Raw genomic sequence first — 16316 nt, forward strand, 5'->3', positions numbered from 1 at the left:
TCTTCAGATGTTAAAAATTTTTCAAATATTCACTCCTTTTATTATAAGGCAATTGAAATGACTATACAATATCAGTTCGTTATTTTTTTGATAATTTTTCATCTGTATTATTCGGCCGGAGAGTACATCTTCTCGTAATATTCGTTTATCATCCTTTTTATATCGAAAGCGTCCCAGGTAGTGCTTATGCTGCTCCTCATCATCTCTACCCATCTTTGCCTGTCCTCGTAGTAAGTAGGGGCCACGTGCTTGTCGAAGACCTCCATGAGCTTTTTCCTGTCCCATTCGTCGGCCACGGCCGGGTCTTTGGATTCGAAGCCGTCTCCGAACTGCCAGCCGTTGATTCCGTCTATGCAGCACTCAGGCCACCAGCCGTCGAGCACGCTGAGGTTGAGCACTCCGTTCATCGCGGCCTTCATTCCAGAGGTTCCGCTGGCCTCGTTGGGGCGTCTTGGGGTGTTGAGCCATATGTCGCAGCCCTGCACGAGCCTCTGGGCTATCTCCATGTCGTAGTTTTTTATGAATGCGACATTATGAGGGTATTTTTTTGTGAAGGCTATCAGATTTTCCAGCATCCTCTTGCCGCCGTCGTCTAGCGGATGGGCCTTTCCCGAAAATATTATCTGAACGTTCCATTTTTTGACCATTGCTTCGAAATCCTCTATTCTCCTGAGGAAAAGGTCAGGTCTTTTGTAGTCTACCGCCCTTCTTGCAAAGCCGATAGTTATGTTTTCCTCAAGCAGCTTCTGGCCGGTTCTCTTGTGAACAAAACCCAGGAGTCTTTTCTTGTTATCCTGGTGCAGCCTCCAAAGCGTCTCACCGTCATCAATGTGCTTGTGCAGCCTCATGTCCACCCATGTGGGCTTGTGTATTCCGTTTGTGATGGGGATAATATAAGGCCTGTCCTGGATATCCTTCCACATGCTGTTCGCGGTGATAGCATGCAGCCTGGAAACGGCGTTCGCCGTCTTGCACAGCCTCAGGCCCGCAACTGTCATGTTGAACGGGCTGCCCCCTATAAGCTCAAGCTGCTGCTCGCTCAGACCAATATTGGCCCCCATGTACATGATTGAGTTTATTGGGTGCTTTTCGTTGCCTTCCTTGACCGGGGTATGGGTTGTGAACACAATCTGCTCTCTTGTTCGCTCCAATGCCGCTTCAAAGCTCATGCCGCCTGTCAGTTTCTCCCTTATGAGCTCAAAGCCTGCAAATGCCGCATGGCCCTCGTTGAAGTGGTATACGTCTATTTCTATGCCCAGTTTTCGAAGCGCCTTTACACCGCCTATACCCAGCACTATCTCCTGTGCCAGACGTTCCTCCTCAACTCCTCCGTACAGCCTTGAGGTTATCCACCTTAGCTTGACAGCTCCGTTTTCATTCTCGGGTATGTCGGTATCGAGCAAGTATACAGGACTGTTGCCGAAGCAGTCAAGCTTCCAGACCTTGCATGCCACGTCTTTGTCCTTGACCTTTACGCTCACCTTGACTCCCGTATCCTGGAGAAAGTCGTATTCGTAGTTGCAGTATTTGTCATGCACCCTTCCGGTCTTGTCTACGGCCTGGCCTCCATAGCCCTGTTTCCACAATATCCCTATTCCTATTACGCTGCAGGATGAATCCTTTGCCGCCTTCATATAGTCGCCCGCAAGTATCCCGAGCCCTCCTGCGAATGTCTTCATGGAGCTTTGCAAGGCGTACTCCATGCAGAAATAGGCTACGCGAGGCGTCTGCTTGCATGGTTGCTTCTTCATGTCAACACCCCTCTCAATCCTAGCCTTCCAGTTTTACCTTTCTGGCCTCTTCGATTACCCTAAGCGATATCCTTTCTATCTCATCAAGCGTAGCCTTGTCCTCCCAAGCGTTCACTCTGTCCGAATCCGGGATCCTGAGCATTTCAATGAGTTTTGTATTTATTACCTTGAAGAAAAGGTCCATTATGAGCTCGGCCGAAGTGAACTGGTCTTCATACCCCTTGGCCCCAGCCACAGCTATGAAAGCGCCGAATCTTTTCTTGCTCCTGTCAATGGCCGGCTGCTTCAGATCATACTTGCTGGCGTAGAGCGACTGGAAGCGGTCTATGAACATTTTGAGCTGCCCAGATACCGAATTGAAATATATGGGCGAGACAATTATGGTAGCATCAGAAGGATCGAATTTTTTGACAGTCGACGTGCTCTCGTCATTTTTGAAGCACACTCCCGTCCTGCTGCATACTCCACAGCCTATGCAGGGCGTCATATCAAGCCTGGCTACGTCAATTATTTCATGGTCGACGCCGTTTTTTTCCATTATGCCGGCTATATACCTGGCTATGTTGTAGCTGTTCTTTTGCAGCCTCGGACTTCCGTTTACAATAAGCACTTTCATTATACTTCTCCCCTTTCATCTGACTTCTTGTACAGCAGGAGTATAAAATCGTCATCCAGACTGGATTTGCCTGCAAAATCATATATTTCCTCTTCGAAATTCCTGAAAATCTGTTCGGCTCCAAACCTGTAGCTGCTTTTCAAAAATTCCTTGAGTCTGTCTATCCCGTAGTATTCTCCCTTGCTGTTCTGGGCTTCTATTATTCCATCAGTATAGTACGCCACAAGCTCATACCCGCCAAGCTCGTATTCGCACTCCTCGTAATCAGCGTCGCTGAGGACGCCGATTGGTATTCCCTTTTCTATGTTCATCTCCTCTGCGTATGCTGTCCCCTCTTCCAGTCTTATGCCTATTGGATGAAGGTGGCCTGCATTCGAGGAGACTATGCGGTTTCTTCTTACATCGAATATAGCCGCCCTCGCAGTGGCAAAAACATTAGTCTTGTCAAAGTCTTCATACAGCATGCTATTAATTTTCGAGAGTATTGCTCCGGTACTGTTTTCCTGCTGCATCAATATTCTCAGGGCGCCCTTTATCATGGCGCTGAAATAGTTGGACAGGAGTCCGTGCCCCATCACGTCTGCAAGGAATATGCCCACCCTGTCGTCTTCCATCTCGAAAATCTTGCAAAAGTCGCCGCCGACCTGCTGCGAAGTCCTGTGCAGGAAGGATATTTCGCCCCTGCCTGACATGTTCAGACTGTTGTTGTTCATTATCAGCTTTTGCTGCTCCGATACTATCTCGAGCTCTTTTTCAAGAATCTTATGCTTTATGACCTCTTTGGATGTGAGGCTTATTTCTATGCCTATAAGTATCTGGGATGCGAATATTCCCAGTATGCTCTTCTCCTCATCAAGGTATTCCTCAGCATTGGCTGCCACTATATGGCCCACTATCCTGTCGCCTTTTTTGAGCTTATATACGGCTAGCGCTTTTATGTCCGGATCTATTTGCTTCCAGGACTCATCGGGCTCATTGAAAAGCCTGACCTCGTCGATATCGCCATAGCTGCCGCTGCCGGCTATGCTCTCGAGCACCTTCAAAAGCTCGAGCTCGTCGCCGTATCTGCTCATTGCCTGTATTTCAGCTATGCTGTCGTCGATTATTATCATACTACTCTTGCTTCTGGTTATGTCGCAAAGCAACCTGACTGCAAGGCTCAGAAAATCGTCTATACCCTCATACTCGTAAAGCTGCCTCAGGCTCCTGCTCATGCTGTTCACGGCTTCCTTGAGCCTCTTTATTATGTTTTCCACCCTCAGGTTTCTTCTTCCGTTTTCAAGAAAAAGCTCCATAAGGCTTGTAGTCGAAAGTACAAAATCAAAATCATCTGCGCTTCCCCGCTCATCGCCCTTGAAGCACGCAACAAAGCCTTCGGCCTTGTTATATAGCCTAATAGGAAACACATCTATATGCGCCGCCTCGCCCATGCCTGTAAGCCTGCTTATCTCATCGTTGAAAAAATCGCCTTTTTTAATCCGCATGCTCCTCGAGCGCGGTTTCGTCAGAGCTTCTCTCTCCAGCGCGGGAATCTGGTCTATGCTGAGCCTGGATTCAAACTTGTCTCCGGTCTCAGCGTTCATTGATATAAGCTGCATAAAGCCATCCTCAGCTTCACCAAAAAAAACAACTATCACGGCTTCATAGCTTGTGGCTGTTACAAGCGCCTCTATTACTATGTCTTTTATCTCGTTAAAGTTTTTTGCGGCGGAAATTGCTTTGAAAATTTCTATGACGTTCAGCTTGTTAAAGCTCATGCAGTATCTCACTAGAATCCCCTCCAGAAGGAACTCAAAATTTAACGAACATTCAATTATATTATATCATTATGTTGATGCATCTGGTTAATTAAGTTAGCAAATCCTTAATGTGAGAATTCGTTTGTGCAAACTGCGTTTTTCCAAGCCTGTGTGCTGCAAGTGCGGCCAAGGCACAGGCTGAAAGCGTGGAAAGGAATATCACAAGCGCCGCATCAGAGAAAAAGCTTATCGGCATTATATTTATTATTATGCTGTCTGCCGGGTCAAGCAGCCAGTAGTCGTTTGTGAAAAACACCTCATGAAATATCGTGAAAAAATATTCATAATTCGTTGCAGCGGCCGCCGCAAAAGCTGTAAATGCCGTCATGATAAATACTAGCCAGACGGCAAAGCGTCTTGAAACAGCTCTGAGTTCGCGCCTTATTGCGATTGCAATCAGAGCAAATGCAGCCACCATCCAGTTTCTCATGCCGCCAAAGAATTGGAACAGGCCCCTGACGTCTGCCATGTGCGCTGTTTCCCTTTGCGTGAATATATTGGAGCCTCCCGCTTCATAATAAAGGTTCTCGCTTTTGCCGCCCAGGTATTCGATTACTGCCCCTGTAACTCCATCCACCTCTTTCCTGCCGAATTCAGAGTAGGTACCGTTCTTTTCGTATTCATATGAATAAAACGGAGTGCTCACGGCCAGCGCGGAAAATGATGTTATGAGCACGGACAGGAAGAAAATTGCCGCCATGAGCATCCCAGCAAATGATTTCAACTAAGCCGCCTCCCTTCATCCTGATATAATGGTATAATGCAAAAAACCGCTGTATGAATACAGCGGCAAATTATTGCTACGATTTTCCTAGTCCTTGTTAACCACGCCTATGTAAGGCAGGTTCCTGTAGAGCTCAGCATAATCTATTCCATAGCCAACTATGAATTTGTCTGGTATCGTAAAGCCGATATAGTCCACATCAAGATGACATTTTCTTCTCTCCGGCTTGTCAAGAAGAGTGCATATCTTGAGTGTTTTTGGCTTTCTAGACATGAGGTTCTCAGTCAGATACTTGAGAGTAAGACCTGTGTCTATTATGTCCTCTACTATTATTACATTTTTGTTTTCTATTTCCATGTCAAGGTCCTTGAGAATCTTGACTACTCCCGAGCTTTTTGTGGAATTTCCGTAGCTGGAAACAGACATGAAGTCAAGCGACACATCCAGGTTTATCTTCCTCATAAGATCAGATACGAAAATGCAGGCGCCCTTGAGAACTCCGATAAGCAGAATGTGCTCGCCCTCAAAGTCTCTCTCTATCATCCCTGCCAGCTCTGCAACCTTTTCATCAAGCTGCTGCGTTGTAATTAGTGTTTCGTTTATAGTGTGCATATAAAAACCACCTCGATATAATATTTACATAGGGATTATATCACACATGGATTTGAGTGTGAACTCAATGTTTATTTGGATTATTGTCCGCCCTTGTCATCCTCGTCACTGATACTGTAGCTTTCGACCTCTATTACGCCGTCTGATTTTTTCACCTTGTAGTCGCCGTAGCCCTGCAGATACTTGTCAAGCTCTCCATTGAGCACAGAAGCTATGAAGGTCAGTATCACGGCATCGTCGACTATTCCAAGTCCGAGCACCACCTCGGGAAGCAGGTCTAGCGGAGATACAAAATAAACAAAGGCAAAGCTTAAAAGTCCAATTATCTTGGCTTTTTTGAATCTCGAAACCCGTCTGTCCTGCATTAGCCTGTAGAGCACGTCAATGCGCTTTAGAAATGAGATGGCGCCCCTTAGTTTTTCCATCGTAATCACCCTTGGCTTTTAATTTGTAGGTTTTGTAGTATAATGTTATATATATTATATCAAATTTTCAGACTTTTCTCGGAGGTTTTTTGCGTGGTTAAAAAAATTAGGAAGGCTTTCAGCGGTTTTAGCCCGTATATACAAGGCCACAGGGATATGTTCAAATGCTCGGTGCTCGTTCCTCTTGTTGAAAAAGACGGAAAGACGCACGTGCTTTTTGAAGTCAGGTCAAAAAATCTCTCAGTCCAGCCCTGCGAAATATCTTTCCCGGGCGGTGGGTATGAGGATGCGGACGAAAGCTTTGAGGATACGGCCATAAGGGAGACCTGCGAAGAGCTTGGGCTGCATCGTGAGGATGTTGAACTCTTCTCGCCCATGGACGTTTTCATAACGCCTTTTGACATGATAATACATCCCTTTGTAGGCGCTATTAACTACGAAAAAATAAATATTAACAGGGATGAGGTTGACCATGTCTTTCTTGTGCCTTTGGACTATCTGCTCAGTGCGGAGCCTCAGATGTATAATGCCAATCTCGACGTTAGCGTGCCTGATGACTTTCCATACCACATGATTCCGCAGGGCAGGGACTACAAGTTCAAAAAAGCCAGGTACGTTCTCTATTTCTACAGATACGAAGGTTATATAATATGGGGCATAACTGCTAAAATACTCAAGGATTTCCTAGACCAGCTTAAGGAGTGATTACAGACATGAGACTTTTTATAGGATATTTTCTGCCAAAGCGCATAGCGGAATATGTGCATTCCATAGAAAACGAGCTTTTCGGCATGAACATAAAAGGCAGCTTCACAAAGCAGGAGAATCTCCATCTTACCTTCAAATTCCTTGGCGAGACGGACGAAGCAACGGCCGAAGATACCAAAGGAATACTCAGTCGCTATTCAAAGCTGGATCTTCGCTTCAGCCTCGACAGGCTGTCGTGGTTTGAAAAGAGGGGAAGCTCGGTGCTGTATGTCGATTTGGTCGGGGATGTAGTACAGCTCGAGGGGCTGGTTGATGAACTCAACGAAGACCTGCGTGCCGCGGGATTTGAAAAAGACCCTCGAAGGTTCAAGGCTCACGTGACCATAGCCAGAAAGATTAGGCTGGATAGAATCAGCAGGGAAAAGATCAACGGCATACGCATAGAGCCTATGGAGTTCAAGGTGGAAGCCTTCAATCTGATAAACAGCACGCTCACAAGAACAGGCCCGGTATACGAAATAATAGGATAGTACGTGAATATGCTCAAATACATAAAAGGCAAGGCTGGAGAATCAATCCTCCAGCCTTTTTATTTCCTATATATTATGCTATGCTCCGCTCGATGCTATATGCCCTTTAACTCTCTTCTAAGGAAATCAAGCGACAAGAGAGCCGCCTGGTTCCTTATCCTCTCCCTGCTTCCTGTGAGAGTCAGCTTTTTGACTTTTTCGACTCCGTCCATATATAGGCCTATATATACGAGTCCTACAGGCTTGTCCTCGCTACCGCCGTCCGGCCCCGCAATTCCTGTTGTGGATATTCCTACTCTGCTGCCGTTCTTTGCTGCCGCTCCTCGCGCCATTTCAATGGCAGTCTCTTCGCTGACAGCCCCGTATTCCTCAAGAGTCGAGGCCTTGACCCCTAGAGAGTTCATCTTGGCGGCATTTGAATAGGCTACGCAGCCCTCCATGAACACCTGCGATATTCCGGGACAATTGATGAGCCTGGCGCTTAGAATGCCTCCCGTGCAGGATTCTGCCACCGCTATGCTCAGATCCCTTTCTATAAGTTCGCTGCCCACTTCAAGCTCGAGGCTTGTTTCGCCTTCCCCGTATATATACTCCCCAAGCCTGCTGTAAATCTCACGCTTTAGCGGCTCGAGCATTTCCTGCGCCTCTTCGTGTGTCCTGGTCTTGGCTGTGAGCCTGAATATGACTTCGCCCTCCTTGGCGTAAGGGGCCACTGTCGGATTTGCTCCGGATAAGAGGTCCCTTATCTTCTCGGCGGCGCTGCTCTCGCCTATTCCGCAGAGCCTGAGAGTCTCGGATACTATTGTATGGTCACTGAACTGCTTAAGATACGGCTCAACGCTCTTGTCGAACATTGGCTCCATTTCCTTTGGAGGCCCGGGAAGTATTATCATCCTCTTGCCGTCCTTTTCTATGATGCACCCCGGAGCCGTGCCGTTGTCGTTTGGTATTATTGTCGAGCCTACAGGGAAGTACGCCTGCTTCTTGTTGCCGTGGCTCAGCGCAACACCTCTTGCCTCGAAAAACTTCTTTATCTTGTTCCAGGAGTACTCGTCAAGCTCCATGTCCAGCTTGAAAAACTCGGCGGCTGATTCCTTTGTCAGGTCATCATCAGTGGGGCCAAGCCCGCCTGTGGCTATCACTATGTCAGCTCTTTCAAACGCCGCTTCGAGCGCCCTGTTTATCCTGTCCATGTTGTCGCCGACTACCGTCTGGTAGTAGCTTGCCATGCCCAGCTGTGCCGCCTTCTTTGAAATGTATTGGGCGTTCGTATTTAGAATGTCTCCGAGCAACAGTTCGGTACCTACGCTTAGTATTTCAATAACCATGAGCTCATCTCCAGTCTGCAATTTTTTATCGTGTTAAGTATATTATATGCCCTGCAGGCGTTTCTGGATAGATGCTCAACGGGAATATCTACACCATATCCCTTAGGATGCTCAATGACCTTTTGGCGTTGTCTCTGGGTCTGACCTCCACTATATATACAATGTCCTGCGCTCCCAGCTTTTTCATGTGTCCCTTGAAATCCACATTGCCACTTCCTATAATCTTATGGTCGCCATGCTCGTTGAAGTCGTGCAAATGGCAGGTCTTTACCCTGTCAAGATTCTGCTCGAAGAAATACTGCTCGCCGTATTTGTTCTCGTATGAATGGCCTATGTCCCATGTCAGGAATATATCCTGAGAATCCATTATATCCGCGAGCGCCTCCTGGATGTACCATGGAAAATACCCCGAGTTTTCTATGCATATACTGAGCCTTGGCGCAAGCTCTGAGGCCACGCAGGCCAGCGTCGTTATGCCTTCCCTCAGATTGCGCACCGTCTCGCGTATATGTTCATCCTGTACATACCCAACTCCTTCAACAAGCGTAAAATAAGGCGTTGCTCCGGTGTGCAAAGTCATCCTGGAGGCTCCTATTTCGCCCGAAAAGCCTATAATCTCCTTAAGTCTTCCTATTCCGGCCTTTCTTACGCTTTCATGCATGCTAACAAGGGATATATCCTCCGGCGCGTGAATAGTTATTTCAATGCCGCTTTCTCTTTTAAAGCCGAGTATCGCTCTTTTATCCTCCTGGCTGTACCTTTCCGGGAAAAAGCAAGGCATATTCATGCTCAGCTCCACGGCTTCAAATCCTGCAAGTCTTGCATATTCCATTGCTGATATTACGTCTTTTTCACCAAGCGATGCTGCGTATCCTACTGTATATTTCATTGGAGCCTCCCTAAAGTCTTATGGCTTTGGCCCAGAGCACGTTCGCCTTTTGGACCAGCTTTGCGAGTGTGTCTTCAGACGCCTCGTCGTCAACGTTCAGCACCATAAGTGCCTTTTCGCCGCGTTCATTTCTTCCAACCTGCATTGTGGCTATATTGATATTTTCTTCTCCGAGCACCCTGCCCACATTCCCTACAACTCCAGGCACGTCAACGTTTTGTATGAATATCATGTGCTGGCTCGGGCATACATCCACTTCATAGCCCTCTATTTCAACAAGCTTTCCAGTCTTTTTGCTTGATACATTGCCCGCGAGTGTGAATTCTCCGCTTCTGTGCTTAATGCTTACGGTTATGAGCTCTGTATAGTTGTTGTGGTGCATAGTGTCCTTTCTTTTTCTGAACTTAATTCCCCGCTCCTCGGCCATGAGCCTTGCGTTTATATAGTTGACTCCCTCCATCACTACCGGCTCGAGAAGTCCTTTGAGGAAAGCTATGTCTATCATTTCCGTATCCTGGTTTGCTATGCTTCCCCAATATTTAATGTCCACAAAATCGATAGGTTCGCTGTAGAACTGGTAGTATAGCTTTCCAAGGTCCTCCATCAGGTTGATGTAGGGCCTTATTGACTCGAGCTCATCCCTGTGGAGCGTCGGAAGGTTGACTGCGTTTGGCACTATCTCGCCGTTTAGAGCCTTTATTACCTGCTGCGCTATGCAGACACCTACGTTTTTTTGGGCTTCGTGTGTAGTGGCTCCAATGTGAGGCGTCACAATCACGTTAGGCAAGGTGAATAGCGGATTGTCCTTGCATGGCTCTTTTTCGTGCACGTCAAGCCCTGCGCTTGCGATTTTCCCACTAGTCAAGCCCCTGTATAGAGCCCTCTCGTCTATTATGCCGCCCCTAGCCGCATTCACTATTCTGACTCCCCGCTTCATCATTGCTATTTCGTCATCACCTATTAGTCCTATGGTTTCAGTAGTCCTGGGAGTATGGATGGTTATAAAGTCAGCCTCTTCAAGCAACTCTCTCAAGCTGTCCCTCTTGGCAGCTCCGAATCTTTCAAATCTCTCGTCGCTTATATAGGGGTCGTATGCCACTATTTTCATGTCAAAAGCTGCCATTCGCCTGGCGACAAGAGAGCCTATCCTGCCAAGTCCTATTATGCCCAGCGTCTTGCCGTATAGTTCTGAGCCCATGAAATTGTCCCTGCTCCAGCCTCCATTTTTGAGGTGGACGTCCGCCTGGGCTATATTGCGCGCCTGGGCCAGTATCAGCCCTATGGCCAGCTCACACGCAGACATGCTGTTGCTGTCGGGTGTGTTGGCTACTATGACGCCTTTTTTAGTGGCGGGCTCGAGTTTTATGTTGTCAATGCCGTTGCCTGCCCTTCCTATTATCTGCAGCCTGCCTGCGTTCTGGAGCACCTCCTCGTCAATGTACGGATTGCTCCTTACTATTAGGGCATCATAGCCTTCTATTACCTCTGCAAGCTCCTCCTTTGTAATGTCCCTTTTTATGTCAACATCGAAGTGTTCCTCGAGAAGGTCTATTCCCTCCTTGTTTATAGTCTCCGTAATCAGCACTCTTTTCCTTTCCATGTCCAGCCCTCCATTTTGTATCCAGCATTTTGGATTCATTGTGCATATCCCGGTAATTTTTTTTCACATGCTAAGCCCTGTTCATGCAATCCTCAAGAGCTCGCAGTGTCCTGTCGGCCATTTCGCAGTCAATGCAGCCCATGTGACCAATTCTTATTATCCTTCCCTTGAGATGTCCCTGTCCGCCGGATATTATAATCCCGTGCTCCTTCTCCAGCATGGCCTTTACTGATTCAGCCCTTTCGCCAATATCTACCGCTGTTACCGTATTTGAAAGATAGTCTCCGTGTGTGTATATTTTGAGTCCCAGCTTCTCTACTCCGCTTCTGACCCTTTTCGCCACAAGCTCGTGTCTTTTCCATACGTTTTCCAATCCTTCCTCCTGTATCATCGCCAGCGCCTCATCGGCCGCCGCCACGAGCGATACTGCTGGCGTATACGGATTCTGGGGCTTTGCCTTGTTCAGGTCAGCCCTTGCCTTTTCAAAGTCCCAGTAGTATTTTGGCATCTTTGATTTCCCGATATGTTCCCAGGCCCTCTCACTCAGTGATATGAATGTGAGTCCCGGAGGGCTCATCAGGGCCTTTTGCGAAGCCGTTACAACCGCATCAATTCCCCATTCGTCCATTCTCAGCTCTATTCCTCCAAGCGAGCTTACCGCATCAACTATTAGCAGCTTGTCTTCGCCCCTTAGCATTTCTGCTATTTTTTGTATGTCATTAGTGGCGGCTGTCGAGGTCTCATTGTGGGTCACTATAACGGCCTTGTGCGAATCCTTCAAGCTGTCACTTATTGCCTGCGGAGCAGCCCCCATCCCCCACTTCACTTCAAGTTTATCAACTTCGAGCCCGAAAGCCTGCGCTATCTTGGCGAACCTGTCCCCGAATACTCCTATGGATACCAGCAGCACTCTGTCGCCGGGCGAAAACAGGTTTACAAGCACGGCCTCGAGTCCGCCTGTCCCAGCCGCAGGGAATGTCAGCACATCGCTGCTGGTCTGGAATACGTATTTGAGCCTCTCGCTCAGCTGGGATAGCATGGATGAAAATTCGCTTGTCCTGTGGTGCATCATGCTCTGGCTCATGGAGTCGAGAACTCTTTTGGGCACGTTTGTAGGCCCCGGTGTCATAAGTAATTTTTCATTCATGGCTTTTCCCTCCGTTTAGTTAGGTTGTTCAAGCATAATTTTATCTTTAATAAATAAAAAACCCCGTACTTGACCGAAGTCAAGGACGGGGGATTATCCACGTGGTGCCACCTTGTTTTGCCGGCTGCAGCCGGCCTCTTGATCTGCTAACGGAAATCAACCGTCAAGGGTTTCTTACCCCCTTGAAGCTCCGGGTCGGATTCGACACTCTCCACTGCCGGCTTTCACCTTGTGCCGGCTCTCTGGAAGTGAATGCATGTCTACTGCTACCCTTCAGCGCGATTTCATTTTGATTTAAAAACAAGTGTATATGAAGTTTAATTTATTGTCAACCGTATAACAATATTTTTTTGTTTATTTTTATTTTTAACTTATTTGTTTTATTTTTTTGCCAATTTTATACTAAGCAGCCGTTTGAATGGGTAATAATATAATTGTGAATATTTGAAGGGAGGCTTGACATGTCAAATTACAAATATATAAGATGGTTCAACGAAATAAACAAGCATGATATACCTCTGGTGGGAGGCAAAGGCGCCAACCTCGGTGAGCTTGTGCAGCACAAAATAGCTGTACCGCCGGGCTTTTGCGTAACATCCAATGCCTACAAGGATTTCATATTAATGTCCAGCCTGAGCGACGATATTGCCGCCATAATTGACAGCATACAGTTCGAAGACACTACCGATCTGCAGATTAAGAGCTCGAGGATAAGGGACCTCATAATCGACAGCGTTGTGCCCGCTGTGATCAGCAGCGAAATAGAACGTGCCTATGAAGAATTCAGCGACAGCATTGGCATTAGCGATCCTGAAATAGCCGTAAGGAGCTCGGCAACCGCAGAGGACCTCCCCGACGCTTCTTTTGCCGGGCAGCAGGACACATATCTCAATGTGTTCGGCAGCAGCAACGTCGTTGAATATGTGAAGAAATGCTGGGCGTCGCTGTGGACTGCAAGGGCGGTATACTACAGGGAGCAAAAGGGCTTCGACCATTTCGAGGTTTCGCTCAGCGCAATAGTCCAAAAAATGGTCAACAGCGAAAAGGCAGGGGTCATGTTCACTATAAATCCCGTGACTCACAATACTGACGAAATCATGATAAATGCCAACTGGGGCCTTGGTGAGTCAGTCGTCTCCGGCGCTGTGACACCTGACGACTACACGGTGAACAAATCCAGCCTTAAGGTGAGCGAAAAGCACATAGCCGATAAGGTTTCAATGGTTATCCGGAACAAGTCAAGGCTGGGAACTGTCGAGGTTAGCGTTGCCGAGTTTCTCGGATATGACAAGATAAGCTCCGAATGCCTAACTGATGAAGAGGTGCTTGAGCTTGCAAAATCAGGCATCGAGATAGAGGGCATTTACGGCGCTCCCCAGGACATTGAATGGGCTTTTGACATAGACACAAAATCGCTCTATATACTCCAGGCAAGACCCGTTACAGCCTTGGGCGAAAAAGGCTCCAAGCCTGCCGATTCAAAGCCGGCTTCCCAGAAGCTCAATGTGCTTGTAAAAGGCCTAGGCGCGTCGCCTGGCATAAGCTTTGGAAAAGTTGTGAAAATCAAGGATATGAGCGAACTCTCAAAGGTACGGCATGGCGACATACTTGTAGCCTCGATGACTAATCCTGACATGGTGCCCGCAATGAGGATGGCTGCAGCTGTTGTGACTGACGAGGGCGGGCGTACATGCCACGCGGCCATTGTCTCCCGAGAACTTGGAATACCATGCATAGTGAGCGCCAAAAATGCCACGGAGGTACTCATCGAGGGCCAGGAAGTGACGGTTGACGCCACCCGCGGAATAGTCTATGAAGGCCGGGTTGAGCTTGAAACCAAGCAGCAGGCTCCAGAAAGGGCTTCTGCAGCTGCTCCCGCTATCGCGATGAATGATGCGCTTTCGAGACTGGCTCCAATTACCGGCACCAAGATATATATGAATCTGGGCGAACCTGAAATGATGGAAAAGTACAAGAATCTGCCCTTTGACGGGATTGGCCTCATGCGGATTGAATTCATATTCAGCAACATGATAGGGGCTCACCCCATGTATCTGGTGAAGACCGGGCAGGAGGACTTCTTCATAGACAAGCTTGCCGAAGGCGTATCCACAGTTGCACAGGCGGCATTCCCAAGGCCTGTAGTAGTAAGGTTCAGCGATTTTAGAACCAATGAGTTCAGAGGGCTCAAGGGAGGCAACGAGGTCGAGCCTGTTGAAAACAATCCTATGATAGGCTGGCGGGGGGTTGCAAGATACACCTCACCGGAGTACGAGCAGGGCTTTCGACTTGAATGCAGAGCCCTAAAAAAAGCCAGAGATGAATTCGGTCTTACTAACATATATGCCATGCTGCCGTTTGTGAGAACCACCTGGGAGGTTGAAAAGGCAAAGGCTATAATGGCATCCGAGGGACTGGTGCAGGACTCTTCCTTCAAGATATGGATAATGGCCGAGGTTCCGTCTGTAGTGTTTGCCGCAGACGAGTTTGCTCAGCTTGTGGACGGCTTCAGCATAGGCAGCAATGACCTGACTCAGCTCATTATGGGCGCCGACAGGGACTCTGGAATACTAAGCCGTATGGGCTACTTCGATGAACGCGCAATGTATGTCAAGCGTGCAATACAGATCCTTATAGACGCAGCCCACAGGCATGGCAAGACTATATCAATATGCGGCCAGGCTCCTTCACTCTATCCTGAATTCACAGAGTTCCTTGTGAATGCGGGCATGGACAGCATAAGCGTAAATCCCGACACCGTGGAGTACACAAGAAAGCTCGTGGCTTCGACAGAGCAGAAGATAATCCTGAACAAACTAAGGGGCATCTAATAAAGCGGACCCTTCGGAGTGAGCACAAGAAAGTGTTCATCCGAGGGTCCGTTATTATTGTTCAAGCACAAATTCCCTGTATCTGTTGTAATCTTCGTCCGAGAGCAGGGCCGTCACGCTTATTCCGTTTTCTACATATTCGAATTGTTCTACCTGGCTCTTTTTCTGTATAGCGCTGAATATGTCGCCTCTTTCAAAGGGAATAAGCAGCTTCGCCTTAGTGAAACTCTTTAAGAGCTTCTTTTCTATCATGTCGACTAGCAGCTCCATGTTGTAGCCTGTCTTGCAGGATATGAACACCAAGTCCTCCTGCTTTGGATAGCCGGCCTCAAAGCCTGTCTTGTCCATTTTGTTGAATACGGTTATGGTGTCCTTGTCAAGCGAATCCAGCTGCCTTAGTATGTCCAGCGTCGTGTCCATCTGCATGTCATAGTTTTCGTTCGACGCGTCAACCACATGAAGTATCAGGTCCGCATATTTGACTTCCTCGAGTGTCGCCTTGAACGCCTCCACAAGGTCGTGGGGAAGGTTGCTTACAAAGCCCACCGTGTCGGTGACAAGAAACTCCTTGCCGCTTGGAAGCACGGCCTTTCTGAGCGTCACATCGAGCGTGGCGAACAGCATGTCCTTGGAGAAGACTTCCTTTTCTACGCTGTATTCCCTGTGAGTTTTTATGAGACTGTTGAGCAGAGTCGACTTGCCCGCATTCGTGTAGCCCACAAGCGCAACTATCGGCACGTTCGCCTTCAGCCTCTGTACTCTTTGAACCTCCCTGTTTTTCCTGACATCGGAGAGTTCCCTTTTTATGTCGTTTATCCTGCCATCTATGTGCCTTCTGTCGGTCTCTAGCTTTTTCTCTCCCGGACCCCTTGTGCCTATTCCGCCACCGGTTCTTGAGAGCTGCTTGCCCAACCCTATGAGCCTTGACCTTCTGTATTTGAGCTGCGCTAGCTCTACCTGGAGCTTGCCTTCCCTTGAAAGGGCCCTTTGCGCGAATATGTCCAGTATGAGCGCGGTCCTGTCAAGAACTGTAACCCCAATAGTATCTTCCAGGTTCCTTATTTGTATTCCGGAGAGCTCGTCATTGAATACGACCATGTCAGCCTCGAGTTTTTCAACGTAATCCCTGACCTCCTCGGCCTTGCCCGTACCAATGTAGTAGGCCGCATCCCTTGACTGCTTGTTTTGGGTCAGCCTTGCGACCACTTCGCCTCCGGCCGCCTTCACAAGCTCCTCGAGCTCGTCCATGGAGGCCTCCATGTCAAACTGGCTCTTTTTCTTTATGTCTGTGATGTTGAGGCCAACAATCAGTATCTTTTCCTTCTTTTCTTTTTTTTCTTCCATCCCAGCCACCCC

At 47.9% G+C, this 16316-nt stretch carries 14 protein-coding genes and 1 other annotated feature; of the genes, 3 read left to right on the plus strand and 11 right to left on the minus strand.

The features are described 5' to 3' along the window. Positions 1-107 precede the first annotated feature (107 nt). The 6 genes from glgP to GT589_RS08250 all read right to left on the minus strand — a co-directional run bounded on the left by glgP (position 108) and on the right by GT589_RS08250 (position 5927). On the minus strand, positions 108-1751 hold the full coding sequence (gene glgP, locus GT589_RS08225) for an alpha-glucan family phosphorylase (protein ID WP_293398190.1): 1644 nt from the start codon (positions 1749-1751) through the stop codon (positions 108-110). Positions 1752-1770: 19 nt separating this feature from the next. Then, the gene (locus tag GT589_RS08230) at positions 1771-2367 is read right to left on the minus strand and encodes a flavodoxin family protein (RefSeq protein ID WP_293398191.1); all 597 of its coding nucleotides are present in this window, start codon (positions 2365-2367) and stop codon (positions 1771-1773) included. Beyond that, positions 2367-4136, minus strand: coding sequence for a PP2C family protein-serine/threonine phosphatase (locus GT589_RS08235; protein ID WP_293398192.1), 1770 nt, complete (start codon positions 4134-4136; stop codon positions 2367-2369). Before GT589_RS08235 ends, GT589_RS08230 begins: the two co-directional genes overlap by 1 nt. Before the next feature lie 79 nt (positions 4137-4215). Then, the gene (locus tag GT589_RS08240) at positions 4216-4890 is read right to left on the minus strand and encodes a TIGR01906 family membrane protein (RefSeq protein WP_293398193.1); all 675 of its coding nucleotides are present in this window, start codon (positions 4888-4890) and stop codon (positions 4216-4218) included. An 87-nt stretch (positions 4891-4977) separates the two neighbouring features. Continuing rightward, the gene (gene hpt, locus GT589_RS08245) at positions 4978-5502 is read right to left on the minus strand and encodes a hypoxanthine phosphoribosyltransferase (protein WP_293398194.1); all 525 of its coding nucleotides are present in this window, start codon (positions 5500-5502) and stop codon (positions 4978-4980) included. Between the two features lie 80 nt (positions 5503-5582). Further along, entirely contained in the window at positions 5583-5927 is a 345-nt protein-coding gene (locus GT589_RS08250; protein WP_293398195.1) for a YkvA family protein, read from the minus strand. Between the two features lie 93 nt (positions 5928-6020). On the opposite strand from GT589_RS08250, the gene GT589_RS08255 reads away from it, so the two are divergent. Beyond that, positions 6021-6632 carry an NUDIX hydrolase gene (locus tag GT589_RS08255; RefSeq protein ID WP_293398196.1) on the plus strand — a complete coding sequence of 204 codons (612 nt, stop codon included), beginning with the start codon at positions 6021-6023 and terminating at the stop codon, positions 6630-6632. Positions 6633-6640: 8 nt separating this feature from the next. Further along, complete coding sequence (gene thpR / locus GT589_RS08260) at positions 6641-7165, plus strand: RNA 2',3'-cyclic phosphodiesterase (protein WP_293398197.1); 525 nt, start codon at positions 6641-6643, stop codon at positions 7163-7165. Between the two features lie 95 nt (positions 7166-7260). Here the strand turns inward: thpR and GT589_RS08265 are convergent, their stop codons facing one another. From GT589_RS08265 to GT589_RS08280, 4 genes are all read right to left on the minus strand, one after another. Then, entirely contained in the window at positions 7261-8493 is a 1233-nt protein-coding gene (locus GT589_RS08265) for a competence/damage-inducible protein A (protein ID WP_293398264.1), read from the minus strand. 88 nt (positions 8494-8581) lie between these two features. After that, the gene (locus GT589_RS08270) at positions 8582-9382 is read right to left on the minus strand and encodes a sugar phosphate isomerase/epimerase family protein (protein ID WP_293398198.1); all 801 of its coding nucleotides are present in this window, start codon (positions 9380-9382) and stop codon (positions 8582-8584) included. A gap of 10 nt (positions 9383-9392) precedes the next feature. After that, positions 9393-10982 carry a phosphoglycerate dehydrogenase gene (serA, locus tag GT589_RS08275; protein WP_293398199.1) on the minus strand — a complete coding sequence of 530 codons (1590 nt, stop codon included), beginning with the start codon at positions 10980-10982 and terminating at the stop codon, positions 9393-9395. Between the two features lie 70 nt (positions 10983-11052). After that, positions 11053-12129, minus strand: coding sequence for a pyridoxal-phosphate-dependent aminotransferase family protein (locus tag GT589_RS08280; protein ID WP_293398200.1), 1077 nt, complete (start codon positions 12127-12129; stop codon positions 11053-11055). A 78-nt stretch (positions 12130-12207) separates the two neighbouring features. After that, positions 12208-12415: a binding site (T-box leader), on the minus strand. 175 nt (positions 12416-12590) lie between these two features. On the opposite strand from GT589_RS08280, the gene ppsA reads away from it, so the two are divergent. Next, positions 12591-14960, plus strand: coding sequence for a phosphoenolpyruvate synthase (gene ppsA, locus GT589_RS08285; RefSeq protein WP_293398201.1), 2370 nt, complete (start codon positions 12591-12593; stop codon positions 14958-14960). 54 nt (positions 14961-15014) lie between these two features. Here ppsA and hflX read toward each other — a convergent pair whose 3' ends face one another. Then, a complete protein-coding gene (gene hflX, locus GT589_RS08290; protein WP_293398202.1) occupies positions 15015-16304 on the minus strand; it encodes a GTPase HflX in 1290 nt (429 codons plus the stop codon). Positions 16305-16316: the final 12 nt, after the last annotated feature.

It is taken from the genome of Peptoclostridium sp. (assembly GCF_009881055.1).
Taxonomy (GTDB): Bacteria; Bacillota; Clostridia; order Peptostreptococcales; family Peptostreptococcaceae; genus Peptoclostridium_A.